The organism is Priestia sp. GS2 (assembly GCF_036409025.1).
In the GTDB taxonomy this organism is placed as follows: Bacteria; Bacillota; Bacilli; order Bacillales; family Bacillaceae_H; genus Priestia; species Priestia aryabhattai_A.
This window is the reverse complement of sequence record NZ_JAZGJX010000001.1, coordinates 2,241,254-2,259,258: the sequence shown is the minus strand read 5'-3', so window position 1 is coordinate 2,259,258 and position 18,005 is coordinate 2,241,254. Positions and strand designations below refer to the sequence as shown.

17 protein-coding genes and 1 pseudogene are annotated in these 18,005 nt (G+C 35.8%); 16 read left to right on the top strand and 2 right to left on the bottom strand.

The window, feature by feature from the left end:
* Nucleotides 1-5: 5 nt before the first annotated feature.
* Together V2145_RS11670 and V2145_RS11665 are read right to left on the bottom strand one after the other, a co-directional pair.
* Nucleotides 6-365: an ArsR/SmtB family transcription factor gene (locus V2145_RS11670; RefSeq protein WP_094909698.1), complete on the bottom strand. Its 360-nt coding sequence runs from the start codon at nucleotides 363-365 to the stop codon at nucleotides 6-8.
* 141 nt (nucleotides 366-506) lie between these two features.
* Complete coding sequence (locus V2145_RS11665; RefSeq protein ID WP_094909699.1) at nucleotides 507-1,010, bottom strand: peroxiredoxin family protein; 504 nt, start codon at nucleotides 1,008-1,010, stop codon at nucleotides 507-509.
* Nucleotides 1,011-1,205: 195 nt separating this feature from the next.
* Here V2145_RS11665 and V2145_RS11660 point away from each other — a divergent pair, with 195 nt between their 5' ends.
* From V2145_RS11660 to V2145_RS11585, 16 genes and pseudogenes are all read left to right on the top strand, one after another.
* Nucleotides 1,206-1,700 (top strand): GNAT family N-acetyltransferase, encoded by a 495-nt coding sequence (locus V2145_RS11660; RefSeq protein ID WP_094909700.1) that lies wholly within the window; start codon nucleotides 1,206-1,208, stop codon nucleotides 1,698-1,700.
* Between the two features lie 204 nt (nucleotides 1,701-1,904).
* Nucleotides 1,905-3,470 (top strand): nickel ABC transporter substrate-binding protein, encoded by a 1,566-nt coding sequence (nikA, locus tag V2145_RS11655; protein WP_311858725.1) that lies wholly within the window; start codon nucleotides 1,905-1,907, stop codon nucleotides 3,468-3,470.
* A gap of 20 nt (nucleotides 3,471-3,490) precedes the next feature.
* Entirely contained in the window at nucleotides 3,491-4,426 is a 936-nt protein-coding gene (nikB, locus tag V2145_RS11650) for a nickel ABC transporter permease subunit NikB (RefSeq protein WP_078989927.1), read from the top strand.
* Between the two features lie 5 nt (nucleotides 4,427-4,431).
* The gene (gene nikC, locus V2145_RS11645) at nucleotides 4,432-5,265 is read left to right on the top strand and encodes a nickel ABC transporter permease subunit NikC (RefSeq protein WP_025907661.1); all 834 of its coding nucleotides are present in this window, start codon (nucleotides 4,432-4,434) and stop codon (nucleotides 5,263-5,265) included.
* A gap of 5 nt (nucleotides 5,266-5,270) precedes the next feature.
* The gene (gene nikD, locus V2145_RS11640; protein ID WP_094909701.1) at nucleotides 5,271-6,074 is read left to right on the top strand and encodes a nickel import ATP-binding protein NikD; all 804 of its coding nucleotides are present in this window, start codon (nucleotides 5,271-5,273) and stop codon (nucleotides 6,072-6,074) included.
* 26 nt (nucleotides 6,075-6,100) lie between these two features.
* Nucleotides 6,101-6,931 carry a nickel import ATP-binding protein NikE gene (nikE, locus tag V2145_RS11635; protein ID WP_330987755.1) on the top strand — a complete coding sequence of 277 codons (831 nt, stop codon included), beginning with the start codon at nucleotides 6,101-6,103 and terminating at the stop codon, nucleotides 6,929-6,931.
* A gap of 57 nt (nucleotides 6,932-6,988) precedes the next feature.
* Nucleotides 6,989-8,305 (top strand): MATE family efflux transporter, encoded by a 1,317-nt coding sequence (locus V2145_RS11630; RefSeq protein WP_330987754.1) that lies wholly within the window; start codon nucleotides 6,989-6,991, stop codon nucleotides 8,303-8,305.
* 85 nt (nucleotides 8,306-8,390) lie between these two features.
* The gene (locus tag V2145_RS11625; RefSeq protein WP_330987753.1) at nucleotides 8,391-8,867 is read left to right on the top strand and encodes a nucleoside deaminase; all 477 of its coding nucleotides are present in this window, start codon (nucleotides 8,391-8,393) and stop codon (nucleotides 8,865-8,867) included.
* A 111-nt stretch (nucleotides 8,868-8,978) separates the two neighbouring features.
* On the top strand, nucleotides 8,979-9,833 hold the full coding sequence (locus tag V2145_RS11620; protein ID WP_330987752.1) for an MBL fold metallo-hydrolase: 855 nt from the start codon (nucleotides 8,979-8,981) through the stop codon (nucleotides 9,831-9,833).
* A complete protein-coding gene (locus V2145_RS11615) occupies nucleotides 9,830-10,252 on the top strand; it encodes a cytidine deaminase (RefSeq protein WP_330987751.1) in 423 nt (140 codons plus the stop codon). The genes V2145_RS11620 and V2145_RS11615 overlap by 4 nt, the downstream gene beginning before the upstream one ends.
* Before the next feature lie 217 nt (nucleotides 10,253-10,469).
* Nucleotides 10,470-11,474 (top strand): aldo/keto reductase, encoded by a 1,005-nt coding sequence (locus tag V2145_RS11610; RefSeq protein WP_330987750.1) that lies wholly within the window; start codon nucleotides 10,470-10,472, stop codon nucleotides 11,472-11,474.
* A gap of 159 nt (nucleotides 11,475-11,633) precedes the next feature.
* A pseudogene (locus V2145_RS11605) lies at nucleotides 11,634-11,960 on the top strand (DNA topoisomerase III); the annotation flags it as partial.
* Between the two features lie 379 nt (nucleotides 11,961-12,339).
* Complete coding sequence (locus V2145_RS11600) at nucleotides 12,340-14,082, top strand: ATP-dependent nuclease (protein ID WP_330987749.1); 1,743 nt, start codon at nucleotides 12,340-12,342, stop codon at nucleotides 14,080-14,082.
* Nucleotides 14,079-15,704, top strand: coding sequence for an ATP-dependent helicase (locus V2145_RS11595; protein ID WP_330987748.1), 1,626 nt, complete (start codon nucleotides 14,079-14,081; stop codon nucleotides 15,702-15,704). The genes V2145_RS11600 and V2145_RS11595 overlap by 4 nt, the downstream gene beginning before the upstream one ends.
* Before the next feature lie 488 nt (nucleotides 15,705-16,192).
* Complete coding sequence (locus V2145_RS11590) at nucleotides 16,193-16,477, top strand: site-specific DNA-methyltransferase (RefSeq protein ID WP_330987747.1); 285 nt, start codon at nucleotides 16,193-16,195, stop codon at nucleotides 16,475-16,477.
* Nucleotides 16,478-16,485: 8 nt separating this feature from the next.
* A complete protein-coding gene (locus tag V2145_RS11585; protein WP_330987746.1) occupies nucleotides 16,486-17,994 on the top strand; it encodes a site-specific DNA-methyltransferase in 1,509 nt (502 codons plus the stop codon).
* Nucleotides 17,995-18,005 lie beyond the last annotated feature (11 nt).

The window sequence follows — 18,005 nt, the reverse complement described above, 5'->3', positions numbered from 1 at the left end:
AAAGCTTAGCTCGTTACGGATGAATCGTTTGTAAACATCGTTATCACTAATTGCTTAACGTGCTCATCAGTTAACGAATAAAAGGCAAGTTTTCCTTCTTTTCGATAGCTCGCAATATCTAAATTGCGTAATAGTCTTAGGTGATGAGAAGCAGTAGCAACCGTGCATTCCACAATATTTGCTACATCACATACGCATAGTTCATCACTTTGACAAAGAGCAAGCACAATTTTTAACCGTGTTTCATCTGCTAATGCCTTGAGTGTTTTTGTGACTGCTTGAATGCTTTCAGTATGAATCGATGGCTTAATTCGATTAACTTTTTCTTCGTTGAAACAATAAATATCACAGCGATCCTTTGCCATAGAGGTCTCCCTTCATTCAAATAATCGTTTGAATATAGTATATTACAGAGATAATAAAACGTTCAAACAAATATTTGAATATAAACAAGATATGTACACAAAAAAGCACATCATGCAGCGATGATGTGCTTTTTCGGTCTCTTATTTTAGGTTCTTTTTAATATACTTGATAATCTTTCGAAGCTCTGTTACAGCAGGGCGGCCAAATGGGCCCGTTTGCTGTTGTTGGTATAGAAGCTTGCCACTTTCATCAACAAGGAAATAAGCAGGTTCACCGTGCGTTCCGTGATCTTCATATGGAGAATCTTCACTATGATAGTATACATCGAATGCTTTTAATGCCGTTAAATCTTTGTCTTGTAATATTGGGAACGTCAAATCATTTTTTTCTGCTAGTTCTTGCAAGCTTTCTTGTTGGTCCGTTGAAATCGTTAATAGATGTACGTTTTGTTCATCAAAGAAACTTTTATGTTCCTGAAAATCTTTTAATTCGCTTTCACAAACTGGACACCATGCTCCGCGGAAAAATACGATTAAATGCCAGCTTTTATGTTCCTGTTGATGCTGATCAAACGAAAATGTTTCACCTGTAATTGTTGGTAGAGTAAAGGTAGGAATTGTATCTCCTAATTGAAACTTTGCCATTATGAATCTCTCCTTTAATAAAAGTTTGAGTAACTACTTTGTAAGCTATATGTATAATACCCCGAATCCGAAGTTTGTAATCTTAAAAAATACTATTCCTTTTTATAGAAAGAGATGAAACTTTAGTAAGGTTGAGTTAGGATATAAACGGAGGAATACATAGAATCCAAAATAATAGTGAAAGGAGAACCCACGATGTACATAACGTATCATACACCAAAAGAACAAGATTTAAGCGAGTTAATGGTCATTGAAAGACTGGGCTTCACTCCTGAAGAAGCGGCAACTGAAAGCGCAATGAAAGAAAGAATCCAATTTATAGCTGATTCGTTTATCATTGCCAAAAATAAACAAGGGAAAATTACTGGATACGTCGTAGGCCCAGTCATTTCTACACGTTATTTAACGGATGATTTGTTTGAAAAAACGAACCTAAATCCAAAGGAGGGAGGCTTCCAAAGCGTACTTAGCTTAGTTGTTCATCCAGATTACCGAGGGCAAGGGATTGCTCGTAAACTATTACAAGAGTTGGAAGATGTGTGCGTGAACCGTAAAAGAGAAGGAATTACGCTTACTTGTTTAGAAGAACTTGTTCCTTTTTATGAAGAAAACGGTTATTATAATGAAGGAAAATCAAACTCTACCCACGCAGGTGAAGTTTGGTTTAATCTCGTAAAAGAAATGTTGTGAAAATAGAGTAGGTTCGAAGTGTGGGTTGTTTTCTATACTAGTAGTACAAATGATTTATGAATATGCAGAAATATTCACAAATATGCTTAGGAAGTATTGACAATACAGTTTCTTCTTCATACAATTGAAAATGATTATCAGAGTCATTCGAGAGGGGACAACACGGTGTTTAAGAAGAAATTTTATTACAGTATTTTTATAAGTATGCTTTTATTATCAGTTTTTTTAACAGCTTGTACTAATAGTGCCAGCGAGGTAAAAAAAGACGATAATATGTTAACGATGGCTTGGCCGAGAGATGTGGGAGAAATGAATCCACACGTATACAATCCGTCCCAATTATTTGCACAATCGATGGTATATGAACCATTAGTAAGCTATCAAGAAGGCGGGAAATTACAGCCTGAGCTTGCTGAATCTTGGGAAATATCTGAAGATGGCAAGAATTATACGTTTCACTTACGTAAAGGCGTGAAATTCTCTGATGGCACTGATTTTAATGCAGAGATTGTGAAAAAGAATTTTGACGCAATTCTTAAAAATAAAGATTTACATAGCTGGTTAGGCTTTATGAACAAAATTGACCAGGTTAATGTAATTGATGACAACACGTTTCAACTATCTTTAACCGAACCTTACTATCCAACAATTCAAGAGCTAGCAGTTGTTCGACCAGTTCGCTTCTTAGGAGAAGCAGGTTTCCCTAAAGACGGAGATACGTCAAAAGGTGTTGAAAAAGAAGTGGGAACAGGGCCTTGGATTTTAGATGAATACAAAAAAGATGAATATGCAATTTATAAGCGAAATGAGAACTATTGGGGAGAGGTTCCAAAAGTTGAGAAAATTAAAGTGAAAGTAATTCCTGATGCAGAAACGAGAGTGCTTGCTTTTGAAAAAGGTGAAGTAGACTTGCTCTACGGTGAAGGCTCAATTAGCTTGGATACGTTTAAACAATTAGAAGCGAATGATACCTATGAAACAAGCATTTCAGAACCTGTTGCAACAAGACAGCTTGTCATGAACACGAAAAAGGAACAGCTTGCAGATGAGCGCGTTCGTCAAGCACTACAGTATGGTTTTAATAAAGAAGCAATGGTTGAAGGCGTGACGTCAGGCGTAGAGGAGAAAGCGGATAATATTTTACCGACGAATTTTCCATATACAAAAAATCTTGACGCCAAACCAGTAGATTATGATGTGAAAAAGGCTGAAGCGTTGTTAGATGAAGCTGGATGGAAGTTACCAAAAGGAAAAGAAGTGCGAGAAAAAGACGGACAGCCACTAGAAGTGGAATTAATGTATGACTCAGCAGAGAACATTCAAAAAACAATGGCTGAAACGCTGCAGGCTGAATGGGCAGCTCTTGGTGTAAAGCTAAACATTGTTGGCGTGGAGTTAGCTGAGCAAGTTCAGCGATTTAAAGGTAATGAGTTTGATATTAACTTCTTTAGTAACTATGGGGCTCCTTATGATCCTCACACATTTGTAAACGTTGTGGCTTCAGACGGTTACGGCTTTAAGGAAGCTATTTCAGCTTACTCTAACAAAGATGAGCTGATTAAACAAATGGTAGAAGTTCCAAAAACAACGGATGAAAAAGAACGACAAGAGTTATATACATCAATTCTAACATCTTTACAAGAGCAAGGGGCGATTGTACCTATCTCTTATATTAAGAAAACAGCAGTCTATCAAAAACAAGTAAAAGACTTTACTTTCCCTGCTAATCGAGATGAACATCCATTTGCAGGTATTAACATTAAACAGTAAGTAGTTAAGAGGTGTGCGTTATGGGCTATTTTATACTAAAACGAATGATGTCAATTGTTCCTGTATTTCTTTTTGTAATGCTTATTACAACTGGAATGATTCATCTTTCGTCTGTTGATCCAGCTGAAGCATATTTGGCAGCAGCCCATATCCAGCCAACAGATGAGATTTTAGAGCAAAAAAGACAAGAATTTGGATTAGATCAACCATTTTTTCTTCAATATGTACATGCAATTATCAGGATATGCCAGCTTGACTTCGGCATATCCTATCTTTCAAATCAGCCGGTTTTAGATGAAGTAATGGTCCGCTTGCCAGCTACGCTGCAGCTAGCTTTTGGAAGCTTTGTAATTGCGATCATTGTCAGCGTCCCTTTAGGGTTTATCGCTGGAATAAAGAAGAATAGTGCTGTTGACCATATCAGCCGAGTCATCTCTTTTTTCGGAGCATCTATTCCTACATTTTGGTTAGGATATATTTTAATCTTTTTCTTTTCTGTTAAGCTTGATTTGTTTCCGGTGGAAGGGATTGGGACTTGGAAGCATCTTGTGTTGCCAGCGATTACCCTTGCTATTCCGCTAATTGCTATGTATACAAGGCTACTGCGTACGAGTGTTCTAGAGAACTTAGAAGAACCCTATGTGTTATTTGCTAGAACACGAGGAATTAGTGAGAGGGTAATTATGACAAAGCACGTCTTACGGATTGCTATTTCTCCAATGATTACGGGACTTGGAATGAACCTTGGTAAGTTGCTTACAGGAACAATCATCGTTGAATCGGTCTTTTCGTGGCCTGGGTTTGGCCGCTATTTTATTGAAGCAATTTTTAATCGAGATATTCCTGTCATTCAATGCTATGTGTTAATTGCGGCTGTTTTATTTATTGTTAGTAGTTTGATTGTGGATTTAATTCAAATGTACATTGATCCTCGGATTTCAAGGAAAGAAGGATAGTAGTGATGAAGTTAGGCATTTATAAACTATTTAAATCTCAAAAGGTAATTGCAATTTGTTCGATTATATTAGGGATTCTTTTTATCACTGCTATATTCGCTCCTTTCATTGCGCCTAATGATCCAATTGCTGTTAATCTAGCTCATAAGCTTCAGTCACCGTCTTTTGAATATCCGCTTGGAACGGACCATCTAGGTCGCTGTACGTTTTCACGTCTTTTATATGGAGCGCGCATTTCATTGGGGTTTGCGACGCTTATTTTCGTTTCATCACTGGTAATAGGGTTATTGGTGGGAGCCTTTTCAGGATATAAAGGTGGTTGGATTGATCAGTTTTTAATGAGGCTATGCGACGGTATTATGGCGTTTCCAAGTCTAATTCTTGTTCTTGGACTTGTTGGTATACTTGGACCAGGACTTTCACAGGTTGTTTTTGCCTTAATCCTTGTGCAGTGGGCTTATTACGCGCGGATGTTTAGAGGAATGGTACTGAGCTTAAAAGAACAAAATTTTATTGCTGCTGCGAAAGTTAGCGGTTCATCACAATGGAAGATTATTCGAAAGCATATCATCCCAAACGTACTGCCTCCACTTGCTGTCATGGGAACACTCGAAATGGGATGGGCCATCATGGATATATCTGCAATGTCTTTTCTTGGGCTAGGAGTCCAGCCTCCAACACCAGAGTGGGGCGCAATGATTCATGAAGGAAAATCCTATATTCGAACAAACCCTGAACTAATGCTGTATCCAGGCTTAGCCATCATGCTTGTCGTGGTTACGTTTAATTTATTAGGTGAAGCTTTATCAGAGCGATATGGAAGCAAACGTCAGTTCTAAAAGGAATGAAGAAGTTGGAACATATTTTACAAGTGAAGAATTTACACGTATACAAAAAAACAGCGAGTGGCCACACTTCTTTGGTTCAAAATATTAATTTAAATCTAAAGCGTGGCGAAGTGCTAGGGTTAATAGGAGAAAGTGGCTCAGGAAAAACTGTCACCAGCACAGCAATCCTACAGCTGTTTCAGCAAAAAAGCGTACATGTCGATGGGAGTATTCTTCTAAACGGTAAAGAGCTTAACGGACTGGATGAAAAAGAAATGCGTACTGTTCGTGGTAAAGAAATTGCCTTTATCATGCAAAACCCAATGAATGCTTTCACGCCGGTTTTTACAATTGGGCATCAATTTGTTGAAACGATTCGCTCTCATACAAAATGGAATAAGAAACAAGCTAGGGAGATGGCTGTAGAAGCGATGAAAGCCGTCAATTTACCTAATCCAGCCAACATTTTAAAGCAGTATCCTTTTCAGCTAAGTGGGGGCATGCTTCAGCGCGTGATGATTGCTTTTGCGGCTTGCTTAAATCCAGCTGTTATTATTGCAGATGAACCGACAACTGCTCTTGATGTTTATAATCAAAAGAAAGTATTACTTCATTTAAATAATATTCGCGCTGATTATGGGTCAGCTATTTTATTAATTTCGCATGATTTAGGCGTGATTGCTGAAATGGCTGATCAAGTAGCAGTTATGAGAAAAGGTGAAATCGTAGAACAAACAGATGTATTTAAATTATTTGATTATCCAAAGCATGAGTATACGAAGAAGCTTTTACAATCTAGACCCATGTTAAATCTAGATTAATCATTAATTCGTAAAGAGGTGAAGAAATGACTTTATTACAAGTAAATAACGTTAGCCATCGCTATAAAAGCAGAAGTTTTTTTAAAAAAGAAAGCCATTCAAGAGAAGTGCTTTCTGATATCTCATTTTCTATAGAAAAAGGAACATGTCTAGGACTGCTTGGGACAAGTGGAGCCGGTAAAAGTACGTTAGGGAAAGTAATCCTTGGCTTAGAACAGCCTGAGCATGGTAAAGTCTTATTTCAAGGTCATAATCTTTACAAAGCAGGTAAGAAAACTCATCAGCAAATTCGCCGTGATCTTCAAGTGGTGTTTCAAGATTCATATTCTTCGGTTAACCCCCGTTTAACAGCAGAACGCATTATTGCTGAACCGCTAGAAAACTACGAAAGCTTAACGATAGCACAGCAAAAGAAAGCTGTTATCGAACTGTTGGAAAGAGTAGGACTTAGTGAAAATGATTTGAAGAAGTATCCTCATCAGTTTAGCGGTGGACAGCTGCAGCGAATTAATATTGCAAGGGCAATTGCATTGAAGCCAAAATTAATTGTATTAGATGAAGCGGTTAGTAGCCTGGATATGGTGACCCAAACATTAATACTAGAGCTATTGCAAGGATTAAAAGAAGACTTCCAGCTATCTTATCTTTTCATTACGCATGATATTAAAGCTGCGTATACAATCAGCGATAGAATTGGAGTATTAGAAAAAGGAAAACTAGTACAACAGTATGATTCAAAACATGAGTTTTTCACTTCGGAACATTCAGCAGTGAAAGAAATGAGAAGCTCGATTCTTGCAGAGCATCCGCGCTTTCGTTCGATTGGAACAAAAGAAAAAGCGTATGCCCATGCGTAAAAAAGCCTTGGTTTTTATAATCAAGGCTATTATCTTTGAAAAAAGGAGCGTGGCTTATTGAATTATCGTACATATCTTGCTTTAGCTATTCCACTCACCATTTCAACGATGACGACACCCTTATTAGGAGCTGTCGACACGGCCGTGGTTGGACGACTTTCAGATCCAGCGTATATTGGCGGTGTAGCAGTTGGAGCCCTTATTTTTAATACATTATACTGGCTGTTTGGTTTTTTGCGCGTTAGCACATCTGCTTTTGCAGCACAAGCTAATGGAGCCAACAGCTCTGAGCAAGGAATACTTGCATTGTCGCGTCCATTTTTAATCGCTCTAGCCGTTGGACTTATTTTTATTATGCTACAGGTACCGATTCAGCGTGCAGCTTTGGCAATTGTGTCTCCAGATGCGGCAGTAAGCCGATTCGCAGTTGAATATTTTACAATTCGTATATGGGGAGCACCCTTTACATTAATGAACTATGTGATTTTAGGTTGGCTAATGGGAATGGCTAAAATCAAGCATTCGCTCTCGTTGCAAATTATCACGAACGTGTTAAATATGACGCTTGCCATTTTATTCGTAGAGGTTTTTTCTTTTGGCGTTAAAGGCGTTGCAGCTTCTACATTAATAGCCGAAGTCACAGCGTTTATTTTAGGACTATTAATTGTTTCTAAAGCATCTCCGTTTAAGTGGAAAACACCTTCAGTAGGTATTCTATTTGATACAGCATCTGTAAAAAAAATGTTTAATGTGAATAAAGATTTATTTATACGTACGATTTGTTTGTTAGTTGTTATTAACTTATTTACAGCTAAAGGTGCTTCGTTCGGCACGGAATTTTTAGCAGCTAACGCAGTACTATTTCAAATTCACTATATTATGGCTTATTTCTTTGATGGCTTTGCAAATGCTTCAAGTATTCTTGTTGGAAAAGCAGTAGGGTCCCAAGATCGAAGTTTGTATATCCAAACTTTATCTCTATCGAGGAAGTGGGCCGTCATTGTAGCTTTTGTAATAGCAGGAGTATACGCAGCTTTCTTAGAACCAATCGTTAAGCTCTTTACGACTTTACCCAGCGTGATTACGCTTGCGACTGAATATGGAGTATGGCTCATTTTATATCCTTTTGTGGCTTGTTTTGGGCTTGTTATGTACGGGGCATTTACTGGAGCAACATATATTGCACCAATTCGAAACTCAATGATTTATGCGATGCTTTTATACATAGGTGCACAGGTCGTTGCGACGCCTATATGGCATAATCACGGGCTTTGGCTGGCGTTTATTTTATATACGGTTGGAAGGTCGGTATTTTTAGTTATGTATCTTCCTAGCTTAAATAAACGATTTTCAAGTCAACAGAACGCAGCTTAATAAATGTTTCAAAGGGTAGAAAATTGGAAAGAAACACGCGCATCAGTTATTCTGTAAATAGAATAACTGATAGGAGGCAATATAGATGATTACAGAACAGGATATAAAGCACCTTAAGCGCTGTGTGGAATTGGCTGAAAGCGCGCTTGAAGAAGGAAACCAGCCGTTTGGTTCTATTCTAGTTTCAGAAGATGGCAACGTGCTTTTTGAAGACTATAACCGTATTTCAAGCGGTGACGATACGCAGCACCCTGAATTCTCAATCGCGCGCTATGCAGCCGAGCACTTATCAAAAGAAGAGCGAGCGCGTGCAATTGTTTATACATCAGGTGAACACTGTCCCATGTGCTCAGCTGCGCACGGTTGGGTTGGTTTAGGGAAAATTATCTATGCAAGTTCATCGAACCAGCTAGCCCAGTGGCTGCACGAGCTAAACGTTGCTCCGTCACCTGTGCGTAACCTATCGATTCAAGAAGTGGTGAAGGATATTGAAGTAGAAGGACCTGTCCCTAAATTAGCTGAGGAAGTTCGGAAGCTGCATGTGAGGCTTCATCAGAAATAATGAGAGTAAACCTGCTGAAGATGATCAGCAGGTTTTTTATTGTATACGCTGTTTCAATTAATCTTAAATTTTCGTACAATAAAAAATAGTAAGATAAAAAAGGAGAAGGTTATGTTAAAACCTATTGGTAAACACATTTATTATTTAGATCATCAGCCTGAAACGGACCGACCTTTGCTAGCAGCTGTTGTTGGGGAGAAGCACTGTCTAATGATTGATAGCGGTAATTCACCTGCTCATGCTGAACTATTTCAAGCGCAGCTTCAAAACGTTACGGAAAAAAAGATTGATATTGTCGCGCTTACTCATTGGCACTGGGACCATACGTTTGGACTACAAGCTATTGATGCTGTAAGCGTTGCACATGATTTAACAAAAGCCAGATTAAAAGACTATCAGTCGTTTGCATGGGATGACGAGGCGCTAGATCAACGAGTGAGAGATGGAATTGAAATTGAATTTTGTCAGGAGATGATAAAAAAAGAGCTGCCTGACCGCTCTAATTTACATATTCAAACACCTGTTATTACATTTGATAAAAGCCTAGAAGTTGATTTAGGGGGCATAAGCTGCCGAATCGAGCATATTGGAGGCGACCATGCAGAAGACTCCTCAGTCATCTACATTCCAGAAGAAAAAATGGTGTTTTTAGGCGATTGTTTAAGCCCTGACTTTTATAGCGGAAGCTGGAGCTATGATTCTAGTAAGTTAGAAAAGGTTATTGAACAAGTACGCTCTTACAATGCAAACTGGTATGCAACATCTCATGATCATGTAGAAACAAAAGCTGAGCTCTTTAAATATCTCGACCAGCTACAGCAGCTATCCAAAATTGCTGAAGATTATCTGTCTGAACAAGAAATGCTTACTAAGTTTAAGGAAGAGGTACATAGAAGTCCTAATGAAGAAGAAAAAGAGCTACTGGACTATTTTCTACAAGGTAACCGAAAGAAGGAAAAGCAATGAAAGTATTAGAACTTAATCAACATGATTTGGAATTAATTGAAGCGGCTAAGCAAAAGATTACGGCACTGTATGAAGATGATAAGCATCATGTAGGAGCAGCTATTCGCTTAGCAACAGGTGAGATTATCTCTACTGTTCATATTGAAGCGTACATTGGCAGAGTGACCGTTTGTGCAGAAGCCATTGCTGTTGGAAGTGCCGTTTCAAATGGCTATAAAAGCTTTGATACGATTGTAGCTGTAAGGCACCCTTATAGTGATGAAGAAGATCGAACCATTCGAGTGGTGAGTCCATGTGGAATGTGTCGCGAGCTTATTTCAGACTATGCACCAAACTGCTACGTGATATTGGAAGTAGACGGTAAATTAGTGAAAACGACAGTTGGAGAGTTACTTCCTCTTAAATATACAAGAAGATAAAAGAAGTAATGATTAATGCTCGGAAAGTCTGCTAAGGAAAAGCAGGCTTTTTTTTAATGAAGAGGTTACTTTTTAGTGACTATATTACTTGGAAGTACGTACTTTTTTTATCTCTTTATACGCGTCATAATGAATACATATCTAATGAATGTGATTGTTTATAAAAGCTTATAAATGGTTAATTTACAGAATATAATCGTAAAAGGAGATGCAAACAATGAAAGAAATACTAAAAGGTAAGCTTGGATTCGGTACAGCTCCACTTGGGAACATGTACAGAAACATTCCAGAAGAAGAAGCCATAGCTACAGTAGATGCTGCATGGGAAAATGGAATTCGCTATTTTGATTCAGCACCTTTTTACGGAGCAGGATTAGCAGAAATTCGACTGGGAAAAGCACTATCACACAGAAATCGAGATGAGTATGTCTTAAGTACAAAAGTTGGACGAGTCATCTTAGACGAGTTAGAAGATCCTTCAGCTCGTGATTTTGGTGAAAAGGGTGGCTTGTTTGAATTTGGAAGGAAAAATAAAATTATTAACGACTATAGTGCAGATGCAACGCTCCGTTCCATTGAACAAAGTCTAGAACGTTTAAAGACTGATCGTATCGACTTTGTTTATATTCACGACGTAGCGCAAGATTTTTACGGAGACGAATGGCTAGCTCAATTTGAATCAGCAAGAACAGGGGCTTTTCGAGTGCTGACTCAGCTTCGTGAAGAAGGGGTTATTAAAGGTTGGGGGCTTGGTGTCAACCGTGTCGAGCCGATTGAAATAATGCTTGAATTAGAAGAAGCAAAACCAGACGTATCGCTTTTAGCTGGGCGCTACACGCTTTTAGACCACGAACGTGCACTACAACGGGTAATGCCATCAGCAGTAAAACACAACATGGCTATTGTAGTAGGGGGGCCATATAGTTCCGGAGTTCTTGCAGGTGGCACACACTTTGAATATCAACCAGCATCACCGGAGATTATAGCCAAAGTTGAAAAGATGAAAGCAATTGCTGAGCGTCATCATATTACCATTAAGTCTGCTGCTTTACAGTTTTCACTTGCAAACCCTGCAGTGTCGGCTGTTATCCCAGGAGCTAGCCGACCTGAGCGTATTTTAGAAGATAAAGAAGCATTAAATACAGCAATTCCAGCCGCTTTCTGGGAAGAAATGCGTAAAGAAAATCTTGTGGCACCACATGTACCACTACCGGCTAACTAAGTGAAAAAAACCTCATCTTTCTACTTGTGTAGAGATGAGGTTTTTTTATTTGATAGGGTGCTAATCACTCCAACATACTCTTAAAAGCATTTATATGATAAAATAATACAATTGAGCAACGCTATTTTAATGAATTAAAGATATAAGGTGATTAACTAAATGAAGGTAATTATTGCAGAAAAACCAGATCAAGGGCTAAAGCTAGCGTCGCCTTTTTCGTTTAAAAAGCGAGACGGCTATGTGGAGATTGCTCCGAATCATTTGTTTCCAGAAGGAGCATATTTAACGTGGGCAATTGGACATTTATGTGAGCTTGTACCACCCGAAGAGTACGATCAAAAGTGGAAAAAATGGTCGCTTGATACGCTCCCGATTGTGCCCACGCAGTTTCAACATCGCGTAACGAAGTCAAAGTGGAAGCAGTTTTCAATTATTAAAGATTTACTACATAGACAAGAAGTGAATGAAGTTATTATCGCAGGTGATCCTGCGTTATCTCTATAAATATATGTGCACATAATTAATTATAATTATCCTATCAATTGAGTTACAAGTATTTTCTAATCTTTTAGAATATGTACATAAATAAATACAATGCACATAATTAAACAGAATATACATAGAAGCGCAGAATATTCTAGAAGACGTTTGTGCTTTAAATAAAAAACCTCCACAATCTTTGAGTAAATTAAAGAGATGCTGAGGGTTTTTTTTATAAGAATTTTAAGTTCGTATAAACATATTTTTACAAAGTTCTTCTTGTTAATTATATATTTTTTTGAAAAATACACATTTATGCCTATTAATTGGTAAAATAGTTATATAGTTCTTAATAACTAAAATACTAATCTAGGAGGGCATTCTTTTGTATATCAGCGAAGTCAAATTAAGAGGTTTTCGCAACTTTAGAGATGCAACTATAAATTTTAATGAGAGAACTTTAGTTATAGGTCAAAATGATATAGGTAAATCTAACCTTATATATGCTCTTAGAATACTTTTAGATAAAAGTATTCCCGAAAGTGATCTAGAACCAAAAGAAAGTGATTTTTATGTACATGAAGACACTAAGGAGTTATCTATTCAAATTAAATTTTGTGATGTGACAGAAGAGTGTTTACGTTCAAAGTTTAAAGGAAACATTAGTGAGAATAATGAGCTATTTCTAAGATATAGAGCCTTTAAAAATGATAGAACCTATACTTTTGAACATGGAAAAGATGAACAGTCATTCGATGATTTTGAAATTAGGTATTACTTAAAGGTTTTGAATTTAAATTATGTGAGTACTAAACGAGACCTACATAAATATATCAATAAAGAAAAGAAAAATTTAATAGCCCAAGCTAAAGAATCTCGAGATGAATTAACTGTAGAAATTGATAATACAAACTTGGATAAGATAAATCGTAATTTAGAAATAACTAATAAAAGAATCCGAAGTTTACACTATGTAAAGGATGCTACGAAAGTTATAAATAAAGAATTAGAACAACTATCAATTCATCATACAGGAAATGAAGTTAAATTTAGTACGTTTACTACAAATTCAGAAGACTTTATTGGCGATTTAGAGCTCATTTCTGAGGTGAATGGACAAAGGCTGAAAATAGGAGGAGATGGAAGAAACAATCAGATTTTTCTCTCTTTATGGTCTAAGTCTAACAATCCTTTAAACGAGGAAACTCCTACTAGTGTCACTTTATTTTGTATTGAAGAACCTGAGGTTCACTTACATCCACATCAACAAAGAAAATTGGCTGATTATCTGGTGAATAGTTTTAACAATCAAGTTATTATAACATCTCATTCGCCTCAAATAGCATGTGAATTTAAGCCTGATTCAATAGTGAGATTATTTAACAATTTTCCAGATACAAAGGCTGCAAATGAAGGATGTTCAGGCGAGTTTAACCAAGCAATAGATGATTTCACCTATAGGTTGAATATTATACCGGCAGAGGCTTATTTTTCTAGAGTTGTCTTTTTAGTAGAAGGCCCCTCAGAGCTACTGTTTTATAAGTCTCTAGCTCAGCAATTAGAAATTGATCTTGATAAATATGGAATCAATATTTTAATGGTAGATGGAGTGGGGTTTGACGTTTATATCTCAGTATTTAAGGAATTAAATATTCCTTGTGTTTTAAGAACAGATAATGATATCAGTAAAGTCCCATATAAAGATGAATATAGATGTGCTGGAGTTCAAAGGTGTATAAACTTGTATAAAAATTTTTTTGAGCCAGAAGAAGAGATTGATGAGCTCATCGCTCAAGAGGAGAAATTAAAAGGGTTTTCTAGCCAGGACCTAACAGAAGAACTAAATATACTTGTAAGAAAATTTGCAGATAAACTTCAAAAAAGAGGAATTTATTTATCAAAAGTAGATTTAGAAACAGATATGGTAAGATCACCATTAAAAGAGTCAATTCAAACTTTCTTGAACCGTAATGGAGAGGAAACCTTAATAAATCGTATGCAAGATAAAAAGGCAATATTTATGTACCAATTTTTAAAAGCCCAATCTAAGGAGCTGGGAGTTTTAATAGATGATCCTCTGGCAAAGCCTTTATTACTATGTAAAGAATTAGCGAGTGAGCAAAAATGAATTTTAGCAGAGAACAAGAAGAAATCATCAAATATGACAAAAGCCTGGTAGTACTTGCTAATCCAGGTAGTGGAAAAACTTTTACTTTATCTCATAAAATTAAATCTATTTTACCATCGCTTTATGATTATCAAGGAGTAATAGCAATTTCATACACTAACAAAGCCAGCGATGAACTTAAGGATAGATCATTAAAAGGGTATATAGACAAGAAAGCATCATTTTTTGGAACAATAGATAAATTTTATTTAACTGAAATTATTTATCCATTTGGAAATCATATATTTAATAAACATACTGAAACAGCAGACTTTGAAATTATTGACAAAGAAAGTGATAACAAAAAAGTAAAGAAATTTAGAAAATTAATTTCACGAGAAGATTTCAACCCTTCTGATAAAGAAGTAGTCAATTATTTAAAATATTTTTTTGAAAATGGTCAGATTTTAATAGAAACAGTAGGTATGCTAGCTATATATATAGTTGATAATTGTGTTACCTGTCAAAAATACTTACAGGCAAGATATACACATTTAGTTATTGATGAATACCAAGATTGCGGATGGGAACAACATAGTATATTTCTTAAGCTGCGTAAACTTGGGTTAGTTTGTATTGCTGTGGGTGATGAGAATCAATCAATTTATGGTTTCTCGAATAAAAGCTCTAAGTATTTACTCAAATTGATTGAAGATCAAGAGTTCAAAAGCTTTTATTTGAATAAAAACTACCGATGTCATTCATCCATTGTTAATTATTCTTTAAAAATGCTAGATGCTAATTTTTCTGTAAGTGAGACAAAGGAAAAGAGATTAAGAGCACTCAGAATTCCAGGGACACAAAAAGATATAGTTAAATTCATAGAGAAGAACGTTATGAATATAATGAATAAATTTGGAGTTGAGAATTATAACAAAATAGGTATATTAGTTCGTGGAGAGAATACAGGCAATATAGTAGAAGAAAATTTAAATTTGCCTTTCAAGTACTTCAAGAATACACCTTTAGATAGTGACTCCAGCTTGTGGGGGGGGGTCTTTAAAAAATTATTGTTATGGGCATTAGATGAGAATACAATTTCTTATGAATTTGTAGAAGAATATTTTGATGTAACTAAGTTATCTAAAGATGCCAAAGGTGTTATAAAACTATTAAATAGTGTTAAACAAGAAAATAATCTAAGTGAAATGAAACCTACTTTAATAGAAATAGCCCAAAGAATATATCCTAATGCTAATAATGATAAATCTATTTCAAGATTGGAAAAGACGCTAAAGTCTGAAGAATATATGAATTCTTATCGCCCTGCTCTTGATAACGAAATTCAAGTAATGACATTGCATAAATCTAAGGGGTTAGAATTTGATATAGTCTTTCATCTTGATCTATATGAATTTGTTATACCTCAACAAAAAAAAGTCGATGGTATATGGGATTATGTTGATTATAGACAATGCCTGAATTTACATTATGTAGGTGTAACAAGAGCGAAAGAATTTTGTTATTTAATTACTAGCACACATAGAATTAATGGTAATGGGGAAAGAAAAAAGGCTGAACCTTCAAAGTTTTTTTATCTTCCTGGGTTGAACAAATTAAGACATGTGAATAAATCTAAATAACAATTGAGTTGCAATCCCGTTGGCTGATAGTATCTGTTATTGGGATTGCTTTTGTTTTTCTATATAAATTGGTAGATATTTGCTTTCTTTATAACTTTTATTCTTGCCAATAGTACATTCATTTTCTGAACCTGTTGCGGATTTATTCAGATATTTTAGGATGGATATCTAATGGTGTTTACTCGTTTTGGTTAGATACTAGTTGAACAATAAGAAGTATAGTAAGATTAAATAGATAATATGTTCATTATGGTTTGTTAATTAAATGGAGGCGGAAAACTGTGAGTATTGGCTAATGTAAGAGCCAGTTCTTCTGTTTAAAACTTAGAATACCAATTGAAAGAGTTACAAGCATTCGGATGTAATAAGGTTTTTAAAGAATTGAACAAAATATAGTTTTATTTGGAGGATTTTAAGTGGAAACGAAGTTACAAGAAGAATTAAATCGTATTCTTTCAGATTTTCCTCACTAATGGCATGAAGATAATTTGCTAAAGAATAAGGTAATCGATGATTTGCGTAATTATGAGCCAAAATTATTGTCTGCGTTACTTGCGAATGAGGCAATCAAGAATACATATTCAGTAGATGTTTTAGAGAGTTCAATCTTTAAAATTGATGAGTTTGTTAGTATGTTGCGATCTAGAACATATTGGGGAAATAGTTACACAAAATTTAATACTGAAATAGGTCTTACCACAGACAATCGATACATTAAACATAGCACGGCACGGATGTATTTCTTGATTTTCCTTATAAAGATTGTGTTCTAGAAGGTGGGATGTCTTCAGAAGATAAAGGAAAAAGAGAAACCTTCTATCATAAAACACTAGCAAAAGAAGAGATTGATATACTTTTTTCTCCTAAAGTGTTCTCTAATATTACAAAATTTGATTCAGAAAAAGAATTTATTCCTAATTCATTATCAACTAAAGATAACCTTGTGATAAAAGGAAATAATCTTATCGTGTTACATTGTTTAAAAAACACATTCGCTAAGAAAATAAAGCTTATTTATATAGATCCCCCGTATAATACGGGCGGAGATAGTTTTAAATATAACGATCGGTTTAACCAGTCTACTTGGCTCACTTTTATGAAGAATCGTTTAGAATTGGCACGTGACCTTTTAAGTGATGGTGGATCAATCTGGGTTAACATTGATGATAATGAAGCACATTATTTAAAGGTTATGATGAATAGCATTTTTCCAAATGGATTTGTTGCAAATGTAATCTGGCAGAAAAGAACATCTCCTGATTCGAGAAATTCTCTAGGAGATGCGCACGATCATATTCTAGTTTACAGTAATAATAAAGAAAAGTTCAAAAAAGATTTAAAGCAATTACCACTAACTAGTAGTCAAAAAGAGCAGTATACAAATCCTGATAATAATCCTAAAGGGCCTTGGGTTTCTACGGATTTCACAGCCCAAGGATATAGACCAAATCAAATGTATAAAATTACGACACCTGGAGGTACAGAGTACTATCCGCCAGAAGGGCGTTGTTGGAAAAACTTAGAATCTGAGTTTTGTAAGTTACTTGAAGAAGGGAAACTGTGGTTTGGACGTGATGGGAATGGGCGTCCACGGGTTAAAAAATATTTAAGTGAATCTTCAGGAACAATGTCATGGACGTGGTGGAGTAATAAGGAAGTTGATCACAATCAAGAAGCAAAAAAAGAATCAATTTTACTTTTTGGAGGAGATCAGCCATTTTCGACCCCGAAACCAGAAAGACTTTTACAACGAATTATTTCTTTATGTACAGAAGAAGAAGATATAGTTCTAGATTTCTTCGCGGGTAGTGGAACTACAACAGCTGTATCTTATAAATTGAATCGTCAATATGTAGGCATTGAACAAATAACTTATGGAATTGATTATATGCCTGAAAGATTAAAGAAAGTAATAGAAGGAGAACAAGGAGGAATTTCTAAAGAAGTCAATTGGCAAGGAGGCGGTAGCTTTGTTTACGCAGAATTGTATGATTTAAACCAGCGTTTTATAACCCGTATCCAAGGTGCCAAATCAGATGTGGAGCTTAATATGATTTTTACAGATATGATACAGGCTGCGTTTTTTGACTATAAAGTTAACCTTGATCGGTTGACCAATGATGATAGTAGTTTTAAGACTTTATCATTGGAGGAGAAAAAACAAGTATTGATTGAAAGTCTTGATGCAAATCAGCTTTATTTGAGCTATTCGGAGATCGAAGACGTACAGTATGAAATTCCTGAATCGGTGAAAAAATTTAATCTTTCATTCTATAAAAAACTAAAATAGTAAGGAGTTAT

Bases quoted from the DNA above. Each gene is read 5' to 3' on its own strand.
- V2145_RS11670 (WP_094909698.1), bottom strand. From the start codon at position 365: ATGGCAAAGGATCGCTGTGATATTTATTGTTTCAACGAAGAAAAAGTT.
- V2145_RS11665 (WP_094909699.1), bottom strand. From the start codon at position 1,010: ATGGCAAAGTTTCAATTAGGAGATACAATTCCTACCTTTACTCTACCA.
- V2145_RS11660 (WP_094909700.1), top strand. From the start codon at position 1,206: ATGTACATAACGTATCATACACCAAAAGAACAAGATTTAAGCGAGTTA.
- nikA (WP_311858725.1), top strand. From the start codon at position 1,905: ATGCTTTTATTATCAGTTTTTTTAACAGCTTGTACTAATAGTGCCAGC.
- nikB (WP_078989927.1), top strand. From the start codon at position 3,491: ATGGGCTATTTTATACTAAAACGAATGATGTCAATTGTTCCTGTATTT.
- nikC (WP_025907661.1), top strand. From the start codon at position 4,432: ATGAAGTTAGGCATTTATAAACTATTTAAATCTCAAAAGGTAATTGCA.
- nikD (WP_094909701.1), top strand. From the start codon at position 5,271: ATGAAGAAGTTGGAACATATTTTACAAGTGAAGAATTTACACGTATAC.
- nikE (WP_330987755.1), top strand. From the start codon at position 6,101: ATGACTTTATTACAAGTAAATAACGTTAGCCATCGCTATAAAAGCAGA.
- V2145_RS11625 (WP_330987753.1), top strand. From the start codon at position 8,391: ATGATTACAGAACAGGATATAAAGCACCTTAAGCGCTGTGTGGAATTG.
- V2145_RS11620 (WP_330987752.1), top strand. From the start codon at position 8,979: ATGTTAAAACCTATTGGTAAACACATTTATTATTTAGATCATCAGCCT.
- V2145_RS11615 (WP_330987751.1), top strand. From the start codon at position 9,830: ATGAAAGTATTAGAACTTAATCAACATGATTTGGAATTAATTGAAGCG.
- V2145_RS11610 (WP_330987750.1), top strand. From the start codon at position 10,470: ATGAAAGAAATACTAAAAGGTAAGCTTGGATTCGGTACAGCTCCACTT.
- V2145_RS11595 (WP_330987748.1), top strand. From the start codon at position 14,079: ATGAATTTTAGCAGAGAACAAGAAGAAATCATCAAATATGACAAAAGC.
- V2145_RS11585 (WP_330987746.1), top strand. From the start codon at position 16,486: ATGTCTTCAGAAGATAAAGGAAAAAGAGAAACCTTCTATCATAAAACA.